Source organism: Georgenia sp. M64 (assembly GCF_038049925.1).
GTDB lineage: Bacteria > Actinomycetota > Actinomycetes > Actinomycetales > Actinomycetaceae > Georgenia.
Window position 1 is genome coordinate 3,724,050 of sequence record NZ_CP145809.1, and the last position, 19,295, is coordinate 3,743,344.

The 19,295-nt window shown below is 71.3% G+C and carries 15 protein-coding genes; 4 read left to right on the forward strand and 11 right to left on the reverse strand.

Annotated elements, in window-relative coordinates; translation table 11 throughout:
* Window position 1 precedes the first annotated feature (1 nt).
* Window positions 2–1,411 (forward strand): glycosyltransferase, encoded by a 1,410-nt coding sequence (locus tag AAEM63_RS16550; protein ID WP_341359322.1) that lies wholly within the window; start codon window positions 2–4, stop codon window positions 1,409–1,411.
* Here the strand turns inward: AAEM63_RS16550 and AAEM63_RS16555 are convergent.
* Window positions 1,378–2,481: a glycosyltransferase family 1 protein gene (locus AAEM63_RS16555; protein WP_341359323.1), complete on the reverse strand. Its 1,104-nt coding sequence runs from the start codon at window positions 2,479–2,481 to the stop codon at window positions 1,378–1,380. The genes AAEM63_RS16550 and AAEM63_RS16555 overlap by 34 nt on opposite strands.
* 43 nt (window positions 2,482–2,524) lie before the next feature.
* On the opposite strand from AAEM63_RS16555, the gene AAEM63_RS16560 reads away from it, so the two are divergent.
* The 3 genes from AAEM63_RS16560 (at window position 2,525) to AAEM63_RS16570 (ending at window position 6,574) form a co-directional block, all read left to right on the forward strand.
* Window positions 2,525–3,682: a glycosyltransferase family 4 protein gene (locus AAEM63_RS16560; protein WP_341359324.1), complete on the forward strand. Its 1,158-nt coding sequence runs from the start codon at window positions 2,525–2,527 to the stop codon at window positions 3,680–3,682.
* Window positions 3,683–3,786: 104 nt separating this feature from the next.
* A complete protein-coding gene (locus AAEM63_RS16565) occupies window positions 3,787–4,590 on the forward strand; it encodes a polysaccharide pyruvyl transferase family protein (protein ID WP_341359325.1) in 804 nt (267 codons plus the stop codon).
* A gap of 79 nt (window positions 4,591–4,669) precedes the next feature.
* A complete protein-coding gene (locus tag AAEM63_RS16570; protein ID WP_341359326.1) occupies window positions 4,670–6,574 on the forward strand; it encodes an ABC transporter ATP-binding protein in 1,905 nt (634 codons plus the stop codon).
* On the opposite strand, the gene AAEM63_RS16575 is transcribed toward AAEM63_RS16570, so the two are convergent.
* The 10 genes from AAEM63_RS16575 to AAEM63_RS16620 form a co-directional block, all read right to left on the reverse strand.
* Entirely contained in the window at window positions 6,537–7,421 is an 885-nt protein-coding gene (locus tag AAEM63_RS16575; RefSeq protein ID WP_341359327.1) for a hypothetical protein, read from the reverse strand. The genes AAEM63_RS16570 and AAEM63_RS16575 overlap by 38 nt on opposite strands.
* A gap of 343 nt (window positions 7,422–7,764) precedes the next feature.
* Entirely contained in the window at window positions 7,765–8,007 is a 243-nt protein-coding gene (locus AAEM63_RS16580) for a glycoside hydrolase family 99-like domain-containing protein (protein ID WP_341359328.1), read from the reverse strand.
* A gap of 70 nt (window positions 8,008–8,077) precedes the next feature.
* Entirely contained in the window at window positions 8,078–8,950 is an 873-nt protein-coding gene (locus AAEM63_RS16585; RefSeq protein WP_341359329.1) for a glycosyltransferase, read from the reverse strand.
* Window positions 8,941–9,900 (reverse strand): glycosyltransferase, encoded by a 960-nt coding sequence (locus AAEM63_RS16590; protein WP_341359330.1) that lies wholly within the window; start codon window positions 9,898–9,900, stop codon window positions 8,941–8,943. Before AAEM63_RS16590 ends, AAEM63_RS16585 begins: the two co-directional genes overlap by 10 nt.
* Before the next feature lie 1,503 nt (window positions 9,901–11,403).
* On the reverse strand, window positions 11,404–12,741 hold the full coding sequence (locus AAEM63_RS16595; protein ID WP_341359331.1) for a glycosyltransferase: 1,338 nt from the start codon (window positions 12,739–12,741) through the stop codon (window positions 11,404–11,406).
* On the reverse strand, window positions 12,653–13,789 hold the full coding sequence (locus tag AAEM63_RS16600; protein ID WP_341359332.1) for a glycosyltransferase: 1,137 nt from the start codon (window positions 13,787–13,789) through the stop codon (window positions 12,653–12,655). Before AAEM63_RS16600 ends, AAEM63_RS16595 begins: the two co-directional genes overlap by 89 nt.
* Complete coding sequence (locus tag AAEM63_RS16605; protein WP_341359333.1) at window positions 13,786–14,799, reverse strand: glycosyltransferase family 4 protein; 1,014 nt, start codon at window positions 14,797–14,799, stop codon at window positions 13,786–13,788. The genes AAEM63_RS16600 and AAEM63_RS16605 overlap by 4 nt, the downstream gene beginning before the upstream one ends.
* Window positions 14,796–15,932, reverse strand: a complete 1,137-nt coding sequence (locus AAEM63_RS16610) for a glycosyltransferase family 4 protein (RefSeq protein WP_341359334.1) — start codon at window positions 15,930–15,932, stop codon at window positions 14,796–14,798. Before AAEM63_RS16610 ends, AAEM63_RS16605 begins: the two co-directional genes overlap by 4 nt.
* Complete coding sequence (locus tag AAEM63_RS16615; RefSeq protein WP_341359335.1) at window positions 15,929–17,233, reverse strand: O-antigen ligase family protein; 1,305 nt, start codon at window positions 17,231–17,233, stop codon at window positions 15,929–15,931. The genes AAEM63_RS16610 and AAEM63_RS16615 overlap by 4 nt, the downstream gene beginning before the upstream one ends.
* Complete coding sequence (locus AAEM63_RS16620; protein ID WP_341359336.1) at window positions 17,230–19,209, reverse strand: glycosyltransferase; 1,980 nt, start codon at window positions 19,207–19,209, stop codon at window positions 17,230–17,232. The genes AAEM63_RS16615 and AAEM63_RS16620 overlap by 4 nt, the downstream gene beginning before the upstream one ends.
* Between the last annotated feature and the right edge of the window lie 86 nt (window positions 19,210–19,295).

Here is a 19,295-nt window from a genome sequence, read left to right on the forward strand (position 1 = left end):
GATGCTGCAGCCACGCCGGGTCAACCGGTCGGCCGGGCGGGAGGGCGGCAGCGTGGGACGTCGGCTGGTGGTGGTGGCGTCGACGTTCCCCGCGAGCGCGGACGACCCGGTGCCCGCCTTCGTCCGCGACCAGGTCCAGGCGATGCACCGGCTCGACCCGGCGCTGGAGATCCACGTCCTCGCCCCGCACGACCCCCGCTCGCAGACCCGTGGACTGACCACCCACGAGCACTTCGTCGAGCACCGCTTCCACTACTTCTGGCCGCGCCGCGCACAGCGGCTCGCGGGGCGGGGCATCTTGCCGGCACTGCAGGAGAACCCGTTGCTGTACGGGCTCGTGCCGTTCCTCTTCGTCGGGGAGTTCCTGGCGCTGGTCCGACTGATCCGCCGCGTCCGCCCCGACCTCGTCTACGCCCACTGGTTCACCCCGCAGGGCGTCACGGCATGCTGGGCCTGCGCGCTCACCCGGGTGCCGTTCGTGTTCACCACTCACGCCGCCGACGTCGCGGTGTGGGGCAAGGTGCCGGGGCTAGGGCCCCGGGTGGTGCGGTGGCACGCCCGCCGGGCGCGCAGCGTCTCGGCGGTGAGCCGGCGCTCGCTCGAGCGGCTCGGCGCGTTCTTCCCGGCCAGGGAGTGGGACCGGCGCTCGTCCGACGTGCCGATCCTGCCGATGGGGGTGGACACGGTGCAGGTACTCCCCGGCGCGGTGGCCCCGCTCGCCTCGCCCTCGCCGTCGCCGGCGGCCGGGGACGTCCCGCCGACGATCCTCTTCCTCGGCCGGCTCGCCGAGAAGAAGGGGGTCGCCTACCTCCTCGAGGCCTTCGCCGACGTGCGCGGGTCGCTGCCCGGGTGGCGCCTCGTCGTCGCCGGGGACGGACCGTTGCTCGGCGACCTGCAGGAGCAGGCCACGAGCCTCGGGCTCTCGGACTCGGTCGAGTTCACCGGCTACGTCGCCGGCACTCGCAAGTCCGAGCTCCTCACCGCGGCGACCGTCCACGTCGTGCCGTCGATCATCACGGACACCGGGGACGCCGAGGGGCTGCCCGTCTCCCTGCTCGAGGGGCTCGCGCACGGGCGTACCTGCGTCGCGACCGCCGAGAGCGGCGCGGACGACATCCTCGTCGACGGCGTCAACGGCTTCCTCGTGCCGCACCGCGACGCCGGGGCGCTCGGCCGGGCGCTCGTCCGCGCCGCGACGATGCCTCACACCGAGCGGGCGGCGATGAGGGCGGAGGCCGTCGCGACTGCGGCGGCGTTCGCGTGGCCGGAGGTCGCCGGGCGGTACCTGGAGTGGCTGTTCCCGGGGCCGGCCGCAGCGGGCGGGACCACCCCCACGGCCGCTGCCGAGGCCTGCACGCCGCCGGTGCTGCCGGATGCTCAGCCCCCGACGGCGGCCCAGACGGCCGCGTGACCAGCGGCGCTGCGTTCCCAGGTGAACCCCGCAGCACGCTCCCGCCCCCGTGCGACGAGAGCGTCCACGGCCGTGTCGCCCGACAGCGCCCAGAGGATGCCCTCGGCGATCTCCGCCGGCGTCGGCTCGACGAGGATGCCGCCGTCGCCGACCACCTCCGGCAACGAGGAGGTCCTTGCCGCGACGACCGGCACCCGCGCCGCCATCGCCTCGAGCGCCGGCAGGCCGAAGCCCTCGTAGAGGGACGGCACGACGACGGCGGACGCGCCGGCGAGCAGCCCGGCGATGAGACCGTCGGGAACCCGCCCGACCTGCCGGACCCCGGCGAGGTCCCGGAAGAGGGCGTCCCGGCGCGGGTGCGGCGGGCCGGCGAGGACGAGGGTGAGCTCCGGCCGGCTGCGGCGCACGGACGGCCACGCGGCGGCGAGCCCCTCCAGGTTCTTCCTTCGGGACGCACCGCCGGCGTGCAGCACGTAGGGACCTGTGACGCCGAGCCCGGCGAGCTGGTCGGGGGACGCGGCGGTGGCGTCGAGATAGCGGCTGTCGACCCCGTTGTGGACGACGACGGGGTCCACGACGCCGAGGAGGTCGACCGCCTCGGCCGCGGAGAACGCAGACACGCAGATGACCGCCGCCGCGCGCCGGATCTCCTCGGGCGCCGCGGCAACCGGGGCGGACTCGTCGGGGAACCGCCACGCGACGACGTCGTGAAGGGTGACGACGTCCAAAGGGGCAGGCGGCAGCTCGAGGGTCATGCGGTGCACGACGGCCCCGCGCGGGTACAGCGCGGCCCCCGCGAGGCGCCGCGTCCGGAGCCCGGCGCGACTGAGCGGGCCCATCGGCAGCCGCTTGTTGCCCGGCAGGGTCGAGCGCATGGACCTGGCCACGAGGCGCGAGACCCGCCAGGTTTCTGACGGCTGGCCGCGCGCCGCACCTTCGGCCGTCACGCCGTCCGCTGCGGTCGTCACGCCCGCCAGCGCGGACACGGCCCGTGCCGCGATCTCCTCCTGGTAGACCTGCGCCCCCATCGGCGCGCCGACGGCGGTCGTGGCCAGGACGAGCTGCGGCATCAGTAGTCCCCTCGGTGGGTGGGCGCCGTCCCTATAGTGGCAGGTGAGAGGTTCCTTCGAGGCGGGGGTGGGCATGGCTCCTGGCCCGATCGCCCTGGTCGCCAGCTCCTACCACCCGCACGTCGGCGGGGTCGAGGAGCACGTCCGACAGGTGGCCGCCGAGCTCCGCCGTCGCGGGCGGCAGGTGGCGGTGTGGACAGTGGACCGGGGGGAGCATCTCGGAACCGCACAGGTCGACGGCGTAGAGGTGCGCTACCTCCCGTGCCCGCTGCCCTCGGCGTCTGTCGGCGGGGTGCTGCGCTTCATCCTCGCCCTTCCGCCCGCAGTGAGGGCCTGGCGGGCCGCCTACCGGGCGCTGCGACCCAGCGTGCTGCACGTGCAGTGCTTCGGGCCCAACGGGATCTGGGCCTGGGCGCTCGCGCGGCGCACGCGCACACCGCTGGTCATCAGCTCGCACGGCGAGACCTCCGGCGACGACCACAACGTCTTCGAGAAGTCGACGTTGCTCCGCTGGTCACTGGGCCGTGCCGTCCGCGACGCCTCCCTGACGACCGGGTGCTCGGAGGTCGTCCTCGCCGACCTGCGGCGTCGTTTCGGTCTGGACGACGGCGTGGTGGTGCCCAACGGCGTCAACCTCGACGAGAAGCTGGACCCCGCACATGTGCAGGCCTGCGGGCCTGTCGTCCTCGCCCTGGGCCGCATCGAGCGCACCAAGGGTTTTGACCTGCTCCTGCGCGCCTTCGCCCGGGCGGACCTCCCACCAGGCACCCGGCTCGCACTCGGGGGGGACGGCACCGAGGTCGCCGTCCTCCGCGCGCTCGTCACGGAGCTGGGGGTGGCCGATCAGGTGTCGTTCCTGGGGGTCCTCCGCCGCGATGGGGTCGCCGGCTGGCTCGACGCCGCCACGGTCCTCGTCGTGCCGAGCCGGTACGAAGCCTTCGGGATTGTCATCCTCGAGGCTTGGCGGGCGGGGACGCCGGTCATCGCGACATCGCGGGGCGGACCGGCCGAGATCGTCACCGAGGGGGTCGACGGGCTGCTCGTCGACCCCCTCGACGTCGACTCCCTCGCCGCTGCTCTCGCCACGCTGCTGCGGGACCGCGACCTGGCGCGCCGCCTCAGCGTGGCCGGCCGCCGCACCGTCGAGCGCTACACCTGGGCCCGGACGACCGACAAGTACGAGGAGCTCTACCGACGATGAAGGGACCGCTTCTCTCGTACGACCAGGCCCCGCGGCGGCGAACGCGCATGCTGTTGCGCTTGGGAGCTGCGGCACTTCGACCAAGCCTCTACCCGAGCAGCCCCGTGGTCCCGGCCTACTGGTGGGACGGGCACCCCAACTTCGGCGACGGACTCACCTCATGGCTTCTGCCTCACTTTGGCGTGATCCCGGTACACCGTGTTCCCGGCCGGGCCGAGATGGTCGGTGTCGGCAGCATCATCGAGCACATGCCCGAGGACTTCTCCGGCGTGGTCTGGGGCTCTGGCCTCATGCACGACGAGCAACGACCGCTGCCTGGTGCCACCGTCCTGGCGGTACGCGGCGAGCTGACGCGTGCGCGTACCGCCGCACCCGCCGACACCCCGCTCGGTGACCCGGGCCTGCTCGTCTCGCACCTGATGCGCAGACCGCCGGTTCGGTGGCGCGTGGGTCTCGTGCCCCACGGCCACCACCGGTCGAACCGGGCCGTACTCGCGCTGGCCGAGCGGTACCCCCGTGACGTGCACCTCATCAACGTGCACGGGCGCACAGGAAGCGTGGTCCGCGAAATCGCGTCGTGCCGGTACGTCATCTCGTCCTCGCTCCATGGTGTGGTGGTCGCTGACGCGTTCGGGATTCCGGCCGCGTGGACGTCGCTGGAGCCGGATCTGCCGGGTGGTACGTTCAAGTTCCGCGATCACGAGACCGTCGTCGGCGACGATCGATTCCTGGTCTTGGACGAGTCGTCCTCGCTCGAGGATCTCCTCGACCAGGTGCGCCCGGCGGACAGGAACAGGGTGGCCGCCGCCACCGGCGACCTTCAGCGCTCGGCCGCCCGCCTGCGCGAGCACTTCGCCGACCGGACGATGCCCCCACCGCTGGCACTGAGCCGCATGCTCCGGTCGTGAGGATCGCCGTTCCGGCGCGGATCGACGCTGTTAGGCTCGACGACGAGGCTCCAGCAGGCCGAAGGCCGAGCCACGAGGGGTGAGGACGACCGTGCGCGACCTGCTCGGCAAGCTCAATGACATCTTCGACCGGCGGACCAAGCAGAAGCTCATCCTCGCGTCGGTGATGTCGATCGCGATCGCCCTTCTCGACACGATTGCGATCGCACTGGTCCTCCCGCTGGTCAACCTCGCCACCGGCGCTGCCGACGACGCCGGGTCGGCCGGGTTCGTTTCGCGCCTGCTGGGCGACCCAGAGCCGCAAACACTCACCCTCATCCTCACAATTGTGGTGGTGGCGCTCTTCATCCTCAAGGACCTCGGGGCGATGGCCTACACCTGGTGGATGGCCGGCTTCAAGGCGATCAACCGCGTCGACCTCTCCTCACGGCTGCTCCGCCACTTCCTCACATCCCCGTTCACCGTGGTCGCGCGGCGCAGCTCCTCGGAGATGATCCGCACGATGAACGACGCCGTCACCCAGGTGTTCGGGACCACGGTGTACGGGCTCATGGGCATGGTCTCCAACGTCACCTCGATCGCGGCCATCCTCACCGCCCTGCTCATCTCGGCCCCCGTCCCGACCCTCGTCGTCGCGGTCTACTTCGGCCTGGCCGCCCTTCTCTACCTCAGGGTCGTGAAGCCACGGGCGACCGCTGCCGGCGTCGTGGCCTCCGAGGCAGCCCGCGATGCGTGGCGCACCGCGCTGGCCGCGCTGGGCGGGATCAAGGAGCTCAACCTCCGCGGCACGCAGGAGCACTTCGTCAGGAACTACCGAGATGCGGCGATGCGGGGGGCGCGGGCCGGACGGACCGCTGAGTTCATCTCCGGGATGCCGCGGTACCTTCTCGAGATCCTCTTCATCGTGGCCGTCGGCATCATCCTCGTCGTGGGGATCAGCACGTCGGGACAGGATGCGACCGCCGGTGGGACGATCGGCGTACTGGCGATGTTCGTCGCGGCGGGCTTCCGTGTGCTGCCCTCGGTGACCGGGCTGCTCGGCAACATTGGCGGACTGCGGTTCGGGGCCCGGTACCTCGACATCGTCCACACCGAGGTCACGGAGGCGCGGCGTATCGAGGAACGGCACGAGGAGGACGGGCCCCCCATCACGTTCGCCGAGGCGCTGCGCGTCGAGAAAGTCTCCTTCCGCTACCCCGACGGGTCGGCCGACGTCCTGAGTGGCGTCACACTGACCGTTCCGCACGGCAACTCGGTGGCCCTCGTCGGGGGCAGCGGCGCGGGAAAGACCACCCTGGTCGACATCATGCTCGGGCTGCACGACCCGACAAGCGGGCGAGTCGCCGTCGACGGGGCCGACATCGCCGGACGTAAACGACGCTGGCAGGGCGGCATCGGATACGTGCCACAGGACGTCTACCTCCTCGATGCGACACTCGCGGAGAACATCGCCTTCGACCAGGACCGGTCCGCGATCGACCGGGAGCTTCTCGCCAGTGCCATTGCGCAGGCCCAGCTGGACGAGCTCGTCAGCGAGCTCCCAAACGGCATCGACACGCCGATCGGCGAGAAGGGCTCGCGCCTCTCCGGTGGTCAACGCCAGCGTGTCGGCATCGCCCGGGCGCTGTACCGTCGCCCGCACCTCCTCGTCCTGGACGAGGCCACGTCCGCGCTGGACAACGAGACCGAGCACCGCATCGGCGAGACGATCACGGCGCTGCACGGGTCGATCACCGTGGTGATCGTCGCACACCGCCTCTCCACGGTGCGCGACTGCGACAGCATCGCGTTCATGAAAGTGGGCCGGATCGAGTGCACGGGCACATTCGAGGAGGTGCGCGCCAGCAACGCCGAGTTCGCCCGCCTCGTCACACTCGGGTCGCTCGAGCCCCTCGACGACTCCCGCCCCGACGACCACCGCAGCGCACAGGAGCCAGGCGAGCGCGTCACCTCTCCGAGCGAAATGCCGGGCCACGCCTTCTAGGGACGCGCAGGGGGCTCAGGCGAGCGGAGAACGCCCTGCGGCTAGGCAGAACGGCCCTCGCGATGCTCACCGGTGTGAGAGGCGTCGGCGGCACGGCGAACTCCGCGCTCATGCGTGCACCCACCGGGCGACCGAGGCCGCCCATGCTGATGCCGGAGTGGTTCTCCCCGGTCCCCACGGCGTACAGGGCCCCGGGGAACGGCAGCGGCCTCAATGGGCTGCCGTGCGCGGCCAGGTACTCCACCACAGTGACGTGGGAGGCGAGGAGGTGGTGGAGTCGCGATCCGAACGCCTCGGCGATCTCCGCCTGTGTGACGCGGAGAGGGTCGAGGTCGGGCGCGCGGAAGAGGTCGGTCCGGACGATGTGTGACGTGCCGCAGTGCCGGTAGAACTCGGGCTGTGGCCGCACGGACGCCCGCTCGGCGCTATAACGCCAGCCCGAGGTCACGTACCAACCTGCGACGCCCGGGTTCCGGGCGACATGGGCCGCGATCTTCCGGCTGACGAAGTCGTCCGCGTCGACGGCCATCACGTGGGTGGGGCCGTGCTCACGTGCCGTCAGGAGTGCGACCGCCAACTTCGTTCCCTTGTCGAGCAGCACGGCCTCCCTGCCGGTCTGCGGCCCTTTGACGGCGGAGGGAGGTGGGAAGTCCACGCGTACGAACCGAGCGCCTGCGGGGAGCGTGAACGACGGCTCGCGGTTCCCGACAATCACCGCGACACGGTCCTGGACGGACTGTCCCGCCATCGAGCCGAGCGATGCCTGGAGCAGCGCTTCCACGCGACCGTAGTTGGCGGAGTTCTCCGGGTGCCGGAGCGACGTGATGAACGCAAGCAACTCGGTCACCTCCCGCAGGTCAGGCTTTTCGGTTTGTGAGCTCGTCCTTGAGCACCTCGAGCCGCTGGTAACCGTACTCGAGATCCGGCTCGAGGTAGTTGCCCTCCGCCCACTCGTTCCAGACTTCACCCAGAGCAGCCGCTCCTGCCCGGGTCGGTCTGCGAGCGTCGTGACGGCGTCGCCGACGTGGACGCAGAAACGCTCCGGCAGCAGCGCGGCGAGTACGCACGGTAGTCCTCCACACCGGGATAGGTCTGCTCGATCAGCACCCGGTCGCGCGCGCCTTGCCAGATCGACGTCCAGGTCTCGTTCGCCCAGCGCAGGCAGCACCGTAAGGGCGGCCGCCCGGAGGTCAGCACAGCACGTCGGTGAAGGGCCGTTCGAGAATCCGGCGTCCGCCTCCGAACCAGTGGTGCCGGTAGCAGAACGCCTCGATCCCGTGCACCCCGGCAATCTCGGCCTCGGCCTCCCATGGCTCGAGCAGCCGCAGGTCGTAGAAGCCGAGGACGCCGGGCAGGTGCGGTTGGCGGTGGCCGGGGAAGCGCTTGCGCGCGCCGGCGACGTTGCGCCACTCGGTGAAGCCGGGACCCCCCACTCGTCGTTCTCCGGTACGGCGTGGAACTGCGGCAGGTAGAGGGCGGCGACGCGCGCCGCGGGCGCTCCGCTCACTCACGCACCGCCAACAGTCGGACTGTGCGGGCCAGGACGGCCTGCTGTACCGGCCCGAGCACCGTGCGCCTCGACTCGATCAACGCTCGGAGCGGCGCGAGCTCGCGCACCATGCGCTCAGTTCCCGACTCGCGGGACCACAAGGCCTCCAGCCACGACGCTGGCACACCGAAGTTGCGGTCGACGAACTCGTCGTAGGCGGCCCGAAGCGGGGGGTCGTCGAACGCGCTGCCGATGAAGTGCTGTTGCTTCGAGGTCTGCCGGGGGTGGTGGCGGTAGGCCAGGACCGGACGCGCCGTGCGTTGGAGACGAAGGCCGGCCGCCAGGGCGCGGAGCCACAGGTCGTGGTCTTCCGCGACAACGCTCCGGTAGCCGCCGGCCGCGTCGACTGCCGACCGGCGGGCGGCCATCGTCGGGTTGCAAAGGAGGTTGTGCACGAGGAGGTGCAACGGCATCGCCTCGGCCGAGATCGGTAGCGGCAGGCCTGGCCGGATCCTCCGTGGGGTGTCCCAGAAGCTGATGATCGGGGAGAAGACGAGGTCGGCCCCGCCGCGCAGTGCCCTGAGCTGGGACCGGAACCGCCCGGTCAGGGTGACGTCGTCGGCATCCATCGACGCCACGTACTCGCTGTCGGTCCTGTCGAGCAGGAGCTGCCGCGCTGGTCCGATGCCGGCGCTCACGTCGATGCGCTGGAGCCGCAGCCGCCGGTCCTCGAAGCCCGCGAGTGCGCCCCCGAGGTGCTCCCGCGATGCGTCGTCCAGGACCACGAGCTCCGCGTCGCGTGGGAGCGCGGCAAGCGTCGATCGCACTGCCAGTGGCAGGGTGCCGGCGGCGTCCCGAGCGGGGAGGTGCACCGAGATCAGCGGCACTGCGCCGCCACCTCCCCCCAGAACCGCTCAAGCGAGCAGCGCTCCAGGACCTCTGCGCGGGCGGCCCGTCCGAGGGAGGACCGCAGCTCGGCGTCCGCGATGAGACGGGTCAGAGCGGCACCGAGCGCCGCCGCGTCCCCGGGCGGGACCACCAGGGCGGTCTCGCCGTCACGGACGTAGTCCCGTGTGCCGTTGACCGCGGTGGCGACGACGGCCTTGCCGGCGGCCATGGCGTCGAGGAGCACCAGCGGGCCGGCAGGGAGGTCGGTCTCCTCCATGACCACCGCCACCACACTGGCCCGCGCGGCGAGCGAACGGCCGACCTCGGGCGGCGGCATCTCGACGACCTCGACGCGACCGCGGGACCGTTCCGGGACGTCAACGTCCCGTCCCGGGGCGATCTTGGCCACCAGCCGCTGCTCATCCAGCGCGGCGACGAGCGTGCGCCAGTCCCGGTGCGCCCAGCCGGCCGAGTAGACGTAGCCGTCCTCACCGACGTCGGCCGGCACCTGGTCCGCGCGCACGGGCCACGGCACGAAGACGCACCGTTCCCGGGGCACGCCGAAGCGACGCGCGAGCATCGCGACGTCGCCGGAGCGGATCACGAGGAACCGGTCGATGCCTCGGAAGAGCAGGCTGGCGAGGCTGCGGGGAAGTTCGCGGCGGGGTGCGAGGAAGTCGAAGACGACCACTCTCGTCGAACGCGAGCGCACCTTGATCAGGAGGGCCGTGAGGGCGGCCTCGACACCGACGGTCGACAGGACGACGGCGTCGTATGCGCCTGCCCGCCATGCGAGGGAGGCCGCGTAAGCCAGCATCCCTCGACGGGTGGCCGCACGGGACAGGCCCCAGTCCGACCGTCGCCGCAGCAAGGTCAGCGTGACCTCACCGAGGTCGTCGGGCTCGCCGAGGTTCCACGTCCACGACGTCGACATCAGGACGTGCGACATCGCCCTCCGTCCGTCGCCTGTCAGGAGTCAGATTATCGCCTGGCTATGGCGCACGGTGCGTTTTGGCCCAGTCCGCTTCTCCTTCACCTAGTGTCCCCCCATGCGAGTGCTGTGGTTGAGCGACGAGACACCCGACGTTGACGGTCAGGGTGGACAGAGACGTCAGTTCTTCCAAATCAAGGCGTTGCGTGACGCCGGACATGAAATCACGGTCGCATCCGTTATGGGGTCACAGTCAGACGACAACGTGAGAAGAATAGCAACAGTGCACCGCGTCCAGACCAGGATTGGTCCGCTGAGGAATTTGTTCGCGGGGGTTCAGACACGCAACAGTGTCGCAGGGGAATGGGATCGAATAGTTGTGGCTCATTCCGAGTCTTGGGTCCGTTGGGGGGATACTGCGAAGCGCCTCGGCGCCCCCACCCTCGTGGACATGCACAATGTCCTGAGCGCCTGGCATCGACAGCGAGGTGAATTTGATGTGGCGAGGCACTGGCACTCGATAGAGAGCGATATTGCAGCGAGGGCAACTATTAGCGTTTGCTCCCCGAAAGAAGCGGAGCGCCTTCGTCCGATCTCAGATGCAGCGATAATCCTTCCGCACGGAGTGGAGCCCTCAGAGTGGAGTAGGCCACCGAGCAGGTCGGCACGCCCGAAACTCAAGTTATTCGGCAATTGGTACTGGCAACCGAATCGCGACGGTCTGGCGTGGTTCGCCGAGCGCGTCTGGCGAGAGCTGCCCGACGGATTGTCGTGCGAGATCGCAGGAGCGGGCGCCGAATCAATTACCCTACCGCCAGGCGTCCGGGCGGTCGGTCGCGTCCCGAGTGTTTCCGAATTTCTCTCCGACGCGCACCTTGTGGCAGTCCCGGTGCAGGGCGGTGTCGGCGCTCCGGTCAAGTACCTCGAGGCTCTCACTTCGGGCGTGCCGACCCTGGCCACGCTCGATGCTGCCGCATTTGCTACTCCTGTTCCCACCTTCATCTCGGACAGTGCGGAAGAGTGGGTTAGTCACATTGGAGACGTTCTCAATCAACCGGAGATGCCAGCACGGGAAGCACTGACAATCCGCGCTTGGGCACTCCACGAAATGCACTGGGCTCGCACATCAGAGCCTCTCTTGGCATGGGTAGAGGATTCGTCGCGATCGCATGAACCCGAGCATGCTTGACGGCCATGTACGCAAACGTGCCACCAGGGGGTAGCGAGAAGGAGCGCGAGTCCAGCGACGATCCTCGCTGACGAGGAAAGATGGCCTGCCCTGGCCGATTGTTTCGCTAAGACCCCACGCCACGCATTACAGGCGCGCCAACAGTGGCGAGCCCCAATAGCGGTTACACACGAGTTCACTCGAGATCACCGCCACAAGGCACGTTCTCGCGTCGGCGGGTGCGTGCCGTGCACCCCTTGGAACGACTGCAGATCTGCGATGACGCACCAGCGCATTGAGGTGCGTTCGAGGAAGTCGCGCGACGATCAAGACAGGGCCTCGAGGCCTGTCGGTCACCGCGGTCTCGCACGTCGATATACCGAAGCCGCCGCCCATTCTGCGAGGCGCACGCACGGGAACGCGTCGAATCCCGAGTTTCTGCACCAGGATGAGTAGCGGCGGAAAGCGAACTCACGGTCCAACACGGCACTCAGGAGGTCGTGCGTCCGATGCAACGCCTCACCCTGGACTGCCAGTGCGCTCCCGCGAGCGGCGTTGCTCAGGGAGCGTCGAACCTCGGGGCCGCTCAGGCCCTGAAGGGCGATTACCAGCGCCTCGACATCGCGTGGCGGAATCAGTACCCCCGTGACGCCGTCACCAACGAGCTCGAGCGGGCCGCCCTCGGCCATCGCCACGACGGGGCGCCCTCGAGTCAGGTACTGGAGGACGTTCTGCCCCAGGGGCTCAGGCTGCGTCGAGCACTGAACAGCGATGTCGAGGCTGTCGATGAACGCGCCGACGTCCCGGACGTGTCCGTGGAACACCACCCGCTCCGCGACCCCGAGCTCAGTGGCGAGCTGGCGCAGTCGGGCCAAATGGTCGGACTCACCGAAGAGGGGGGCGCCCGCCAGGTGCAACGTGACATCTTCACCCGGGTACGCGAGCGCGAACGCCTTGATGAGGAGGTCTTGCCCCTTCCACGGCGAGATCCGGGCGACCATACCGATCCGTTCGACCTTCAGCCGCGGAGCCGGGGGCTCACCGGAGGAGACATCACCCACCGGGCTGTGAATAACGGAGGTGAGCCCCGACAGGGGCGCACAGCGCTCCGCCAGTTCTAGCGTGTACCTCGAGTTCGCGACGACGGCCGCCGCCCGGGGGAGCACCAGACGGGTCATCGCCTTATACCCCGTCGTCCCGAGCGCCTGCCGCGAGACGGCGTCACGGAGGTGGACGACCACGGGCTTGCGCAGCAACGCGCCGACGACGGTGGTGTACACCGCCGAGCGCGCCGAGTTGGCGTAGAGCACATCCGCGCGACGCACCTCTTGGCGTAGCACGAGGGCGCCGACCTGCCGCATGACGTCCAGGGCATGGCGAACCTGAGAGTGAAGCTCAGCGCTACCCGCCCCAGGCCGCAGTGTCGGCCCAGCGCGGACCACCCCCACTGGGCCGCCCCGCGATAGCGCGGCGTACGCCCCCAGTGGCCCGCGGGGTACCACGAGGCTCGCGTCCCAACCGGCGCTGGCCGCCAGCAACCGCGAAAGGGCGAGCTGGGCACCACCGGGCACGGTCGTGTGGTCCGTGAACACGACGCGCACGTCAGCTGCCTCCCGCGACACGTGCCACGACCTCGGCCATCTGCTCGGTCCGCTCCCGCCACGTCGGCACACCCAGCGCCACGCCGTCACACGGCGAGTGGCCCCAAGGGTCTACCACCCGGACGGCCTCGGTCGTGGCCAGGACCGCGCGGGCGAAACCGTCCCGGTCCGTCACGGTGACCAGCGGGTCGGTGGAGTCCCGGAACCCGGCCACGGGGGTGCTCACCACGGGCCGGCGGGCGGCGGCGTACTCGTAGAGCTTGATGGGGTCGAGGCTGTCGGTGAAGTCGTCGACGACGTGCGGGACGACGAGGACGTCGGCGTGCCGCAGGTAGGCGGGGACGTCGCGGCGGTCGCGCGGGCCGAGGAGCACCGCCCCGGCGTGCGTGAGCAGGTCGAGGTCCGCCGGTGGCAGCGGCGCTGGGCCCACCAGGGCGAGCCCGCCGGGGCCGAGGGCACGGGCGACCTCGGCGCAGAGCTCGACGTCGATGCGGTCCCGGTGGACCGTGCCGACGTAGACGGCGACCGGCGCGGGCGGCAGATCGGCGGGCCGCGCGACGGGACCGGTGTACCCGGCCGTGTCGACAGCGTTGGGGACGAGCGTGACGGGCCGGACAGCGCCCTTGGTCCGGGCCAGGTGCGGCGAGCAGACCACGACCTCGGCGCACCGGTCGAGCAGCACGCCCTCGTCCCGCAGGAGCCGGTCGTGCTCGGCGGGGGTGCGTCGGGCGGCCACCCAGTCGTCGGTGACGTCGTAGAGCGCAGGCCATCCGGTGAGTGCGAGGACGGCGGCGCCCGCGGGGTCGTTGACCCACAGGACGGGGTGCCCCATCCCCAGCCGCCGCGCGGCTCTGCGCACGACGTCGGCGAGACGGCGGTCGGCGCCCGGGTCCGTCCGTCGTGGCAGCCACTTCGTGGGCTCGAGGAGCCAGAGCCGTTCGGTCGTGGGCTCCCGGCGGAGGCCGCGGCCGCGCCCGGGGGAACGACCGGACGCGAGGGCATGCAGCGGGTCGGCCGCGGGCTCCACGAAGAGCACGCGGAGCGACGGGTCGCGCCGGAGCAGGCCCGCGACGAGGTGCTGGTTGCGGCGCCAGACCGCGTCCCAGACCTCCAGGGAGAGGACCACCAGCTCTGTCACAGCACGCTCCGGTAGACGGCCTCGGTGGCCCGCTGCTGCTCCGCCACGGTGAACCGTTGTTGTTGGGTGAGGCGCAGGGCACTCCCGTACGTGTCACGGCGGCCCTGGTCAGCTGCGAGTTCCCGGAGGAGCCGGGCCGCGACGTCGACGTCTCCCGGTGGGAAGAGCGCCGCACCCTGGGTGGAGCCGACCGTCTCGAGGTGTCCGCCGGCCGCGGCCGCGACCACCGGCAGGCCCGCGGCCATCGCCTCGAGCACACTCATCCCCAGCCCTTCGAGGGGGCACGGCGCCAGGAGTACAGCCGCCGCCGCCATCCGGTCCTGCACGTCGTGGCGCCGGCCCAGGAAGCGCACCGAGCCTGGTGATGCCTGCGCAGCGGCCTGCCGCTCGAGCCGCGCCCGCTCGGCACCGGGGCCCACCACGTCCATCGACCAGCCCTGCTCCGCCAGCCCGCTTCGGGCGAAGGCCTCGACCGCGACCGCCGTCTGCTTCTCCGGCTGAAGTCGCTGCACCACGAGGACGGTGCGGTCACGCTCGGCGGCGGGACGGCCGGGAGGTCGGACCGGCACCCCGGTCGGGACGACCGTGCTCGTGCCCTCGACGGAGCGCGCGACGTAGGAGCTGATGGCGATCTGCGCCGCCAGTCGGTGCTCGATCACCCGAGCGGCTGTGCGGGCCAGGGCCTCTGAGCCCCGCCGTCCGGCGAAATGGCGGGTGGCGACCACCGGACTCCTGCCGAACGGATCGGCCAGGACCGCCGCGAGCTCGGCCGCCGTCATATGGACGTGCAGGACGTCGTAGCCCCGCCACCGCCCAATCGCAGCCGCCGTCTGGGTCACCGTCCGCGCCGGACGGTGCGGCACGGTGTCGAGGAGGCCGGCCATCGCCGTCGGGTCCCCACCGACGACGGCCACCCGATGCCCTGCTCGCTCCTGCTCGACGGCCAAGGAGGCGATGTGACGCTCGACCCCCGCGAACCCGTCCGACCGCACGGCGTGCAGGACCCTCATCCCGGTTGCGCCGCTCTGGACTGGACCACGTGGTCCACCACTGCGAGGTACTCGCGCGCTACGGCCGCCCAGGAGTGGGCTTCCGCGGTTCTGCGAGCCGCGTGTGCCATGGACGACGGGCCCTCCCGCAGAAGGTCGAGGATGCGGCCTCTGATCTGTTGCGCCGAGCCGTCCACGACGTACCCGTTCACCCCCTGAAGGATGACGTCGGGGACGCAACCTGTCGAGGTGGCCACCACGGGCAGCCCCGAGGCCAATGCTTCGAGCACCACGAGCCCGTACGACTCGTAGGAACTGGGGAAGACCAGTGCATCAGCGGCATGGAAGTACGCACGGGGGTCTTCGCACGACCCCACCGCCTGGACGCGCGCGCCGAGCCCGCGCGCATGTGAGCTGCGTCGGAGGGCGTCCACGGCGGTCACCGACCCGCCCACGACAATGAGCCGGACATTTTCGGGGAGCTCCGCGAGGGCGTCGAGCACAACGGGCAGTCCTTTGCGCTCGTGCTCGTGACCGACGAAGAGAAGCGCGAGATCCTCGTGGGCGAGCGACAGCGACTGCCGCGCCGAGGTGCGCTCCGCATCGCTGGGCGGGCGGTATCGATCGACGTCGACTCCGTTGCCGATCACGAGGGTGCGCGGCCGAATCCCGGGGTATGTGCGCCGCAGATCGACGTCCTCCCGTTCGGTGAGGTTGACGACGGTCTGGTGAACGGTTCCCCGGTAGCGGATGTGGTCACGCGCGGCTGTGAACAGGTGGAGCGGGTTGCGCACCATCCGACGCACGTAGTTTCCTCTGGCCCGCATGGCCACCTGGAGGATTCCGTGATTGACGTACACATCCCCTGCGACGACGTCGTTGTGGCAGATCGTGACGACGTCGGAGCGCCTCGCGTACCGGCGGCGAACGAGAACGGTGCCGACCGTGGAGAACCAGGTCACGCGGAGGGCGTGGGCGCCCTGCCGCACCCAGCCGCGCCCAGTCTCGGGGATCCAGTCACCGCGCGCATCTTTCATCGTGAAGCGCTCGGTCCGCACGCCGGCTCTCTCGAACTCCTGCTCGAGATGGAAGGCCACTGCCTCGACACCACTGCCCGGCCTTATCGCCGGTGCGATCTGTGCAATCACCGTCATGTCGCCGCCCGGACGAGCGCGGACTCCAGGCGCTCGCGCTCCACAGCCCACTGCTGTGCGCCGAGACATATCCCCGCCACCACGAAAGGAACCGACACCTGGACAGCTGACCAGAAGAGATCGAACTGGGCCTGGGTGAGGCGGACGAGGAGGATCGAGAAGGCGAGGGTCCCGTAGGTGGGGTCGAGCCGCCAGAGGACGATGAGCCCGCCGAGCATGAGGAGCAGGAACCCCGCCAGTCCGACGACGCCGGCGGAGGTGAGGACCTCCAGCTCGGCGTTGGGTGGCTGGGCGGTCTCGGCCCCGATCCACCACCGCAGCCCCACGCCCGCCCACGGGTTCTCGAGCCACACGTGCCAGGCGTCCGCGAGGAACGTGGCTCGCTGAGCGAGGGAGTTGTGCCGACCGCTCTCGATGTCCTCCTGGATGAGCGAGGCGACGAAGAGCACGGCGGGCACCAGGGCGAAGACGATGAGCTTGGAGCGGCGGCGGTGCGGGTCGCGGCGGAGGGCGATGACGAGCAGGCCGAGACCGATCCCCACGAGGGCCTGGCGCGACTGGGCAAGTATCACTCCGGCAACGGACGCCCAGAACAGGGCCATGGCCCACCGCTTCGACCACCCCAGCCACACCGGACGGGCATAGGCGATGACCGCGACGAACCCGAGGGCCGTGCCCACGAAGTTCTTGTGCATCCCGTACGGCCAGGAGGGGTAGACGGGCGAGAAGTTCCCTCCTGCGAACTGGAGGACGCCCTGGCCGATCGTCACCAGGGCCAGCAGCCCCCCCGTGAGGAGGAGCAGCGTCAGACCCGCCCGTGCGAACCCCCGCCGGCCCACGGCCCAGCCCACCACCAGGGCGCCGGCCACGAGCAGCCAGGCGTGGAACCACTCCACGGTGTTGGCCAGCGCCGGGTTGGCGATCACCGTGAAGAGCGTGCTCGCCTGGTAGGCGGCGGAGAACCACAGGAGCGTCCGCATGGGCGGGCTGTACGGCCGCGGGGCGAGCAGCACCGCCGGCCAGAACGCCACCGCCAGGATGAGGTCGGAGAAGGACAGGTCGACCCCGCCGAGGTCGGCCCGGGCCACGACGAGCATCCCCGGCATCGCCAGAAGGGGCAGGGCGGCCGGCTCCACCAGCGACAGGCCGATCGCGAGTACGACGGCTCCCAGCGCCACGGCGACGAACGGCCGCTCGGGCAGGAACCACCCGGCGGCCAGGAGGAGCGCCACGACGGCCGGGACCGCCGTCACCCACAGCGCCACCTCCCGCACCCGCGGTGAGATCTCGACGGCGGTCATGGGGACACCTCCACCCGGACCGGCCCACGGCGGTATAGCCGTGCGCGACGGCGCGCGGCGGCGCGCCGGTCACCGCCAAGCACGAGCCCCCGCACGCTCGCCCCGAGGACCTGGCCGGCACGGGCCACCGCCCAGCCGACGTCGCCGTGGTGCTTGCGGAGGTACCGCTCCTGCGACGCGTGGAAGTGCCGTTCCCGTGCTGCCTCGTCCTGGCTCGTCGCCGCTCCGGCGTGCCGGGCGACGACGTCCTCGACGGCCGTGTGGCGCCAGCCGAGTCGTGTGGCGCGGCGCGCCCAGTCGGTCTCCTCGGCGTAGAGGAAGAAGCGCTCGTCGAACAGCCCCACCTGCGCCAGGGCCTCGGCGCGGAGCAGCAGGACCGAGCCGATGACGAAGTCCGTCCCGCGCCGGAGACGGCCGAGGCCGAGCGCCTCGAGCCACGTCCCGCCCGGGGTGGGGAACGGCCAGCCCACCCGCGCTCGACGGCCTGCGTCGTCCGCCTGCGCGGGCGCGACCGAGGCGAGGTCGGGGGCCGCGCGGAGCGCGCGCTGGAGGCGGATCACGTCGTCGGGCGCGACCTCGGCGTCAGGGTTGAGCAGGAGGACGTCGGCGCCGGGCTGCAGGCGATCGGCGAGGCCGACATTGACGCCCGCGGCGAACCCGCCGTTGCGGCCGGGGTCGAGGTAGCGCACGCCCAGATCTGTGCACACCGCTCGCACCTGCGACGAGGAGGAGTTGTCGACCACCGTCACCGGCAGGCCGGCGATCGGCACCAGCGCGCGGCGCAGCAGGTTGGGCGTCCCGAAAGCGACAACCACGACCTCGACCCCCGGTGCCACGGCCGGCGGCTGGCGGGTCACCCGCCGGTACATCGTGAGATACCGCTCGGCGACCGCCGCCCAGTCGCACCCGGCGGCACGGCGAAGTCCTGCCGCGCGCATGCGCCTCGCCAGGTCCGTGTCCAGGCCCGCCCTGAGCAGGGCCTCACGCAGCGCCACCGCGTCTCCCGGCGGGACGAGCAGGCCCGCCTCGCCGACGACGTCGGGCAGCGCTCCGGAGTCGCTCGCCACCACCGGGGTCCCGCAGGCCATCGCCTCGACGGCGACACGGCCGAACTGCTCGCGCCAGCCGCGTGTGTCGAGGGATGGCACGGCCAGGACGTCGAGGCTCCGGTAGAAGTCGGGCAGATCGTCGGCCGCGAGCGAGCCGACGAGCTCGACACGGTGGCCCGCGGCAGCCGCCCGCTCACGCAGCGACTCCAGGTCCGGGCCTTCCCCGGCAACCCGGAGGGCGAGCCGCGGATCGCCGACCACCGCGTCGAGGAGGACGTCGACACCCTTGTGCGGCGCGAGCCGACCGACGTAGCCGACCCGCACCCCCGGCCCACCGTCCAGAGCCGGCCCCTTCGTCGATCCCCCCACCACGGAGGCGGTGACCGGGTCGGGTGCCGACGGTGCGAACTGGTCCGTGTCGACGCCCAGCGGGATGACGTCGGCCACCCCGGGGAAGCCCTTGCGGACGACGATCCGGCCGGCCTCGGCGTTGCACACGCTCACCCCGGAGGCGTGCCGCAGTGCCCAGCGCTCGAACCAGCGGAACGGCGGCGGGTAGCGCTTGTCGATGTTCTGCGCCGAGTACAGGACGTACGGCGCCCGCACCCGCCGCAGGGAACGCAGGAGCAGGATCTCGGCCGTCGCGAGCGCGAACGGCTCCTCGTGGATGTCCAGGACGTCCCACCCGCGGCCGAGCGCCCGCCACAGCGGGCGCGGGTCGTAGATGAACAGCGCGGGGTGGCTGCCCACGGTGGCAACACCCTCGACCGCCTCGCCCGGACGGGGCCTCAGCGTCACCAGGGCGCCGCCGACGTCCCAGCGCGAGGCGCTCAGGAGCTCGACGTCCACCCCGCGGGCGCGCAGCAGCCGCTCGCGCTCGCGCCACGCGTCGGTGACGGCGCTGTGGGAGATGCGCAGCACCCGCACGTGGAGGGCTCCCTTCGCCTCACGTCACGCTACAGCTCCCCCGGCGGCCGCCGTCGGGGAATCGGCCCGCCGGAGCGAGCCCGCCG

What these genes read in the sequence shown, in the direction of transcription:
- AAEM63_RS16555 (WP_341359323.1), bottom strand. Translation starts at nt 2,481, where the DNA reads ATGCCGCAGCTCGTCCTGGCCACGACCGCCGTCGGCGCGCCGATGGGG.
- AAEM63_RS16605 (WP_341359333.1), bottom strand. Translation starts at nt 14,799, where the DNA reads ATGAGGGTCCTGCACGCCGTGCGGTCGGACGGGTTCGCGGGGGTCGAG.
- AAEM63_RS16615 (WP_341359335.1), bottom strand. Translation starts at nt 17,233, where the DNA reads ATGACCGCCGTCGAGATCTCACCGCGGGTGCGGGAGGTGGCGCTGTGG.
- AAEM63_RS16610 (WP_341359334.1), bottom strand. Translation starts at nt 15,932, where the DNA reads ATGACGGTGATTGCACAGATCGCACCGGCGATAAGGCCGGGCAGTGGT.
- AAEM63_RS16550 (WP_341359322.1), top strand. Translation starts at nt 2, where the DNA reads ATGCTGCAGCCACGCCGGGTCAACCGGTCGGCCGGGCGGGAGGGCGGC.
- AAEM63_RS16590 (WP_341359330.1), bottom strand. Translation starts at nt 9,900, where the DNA reads ATGTCGCACGTCCTGATGTCGACGTCGTGGACGTGGAACCTCGGCGAG.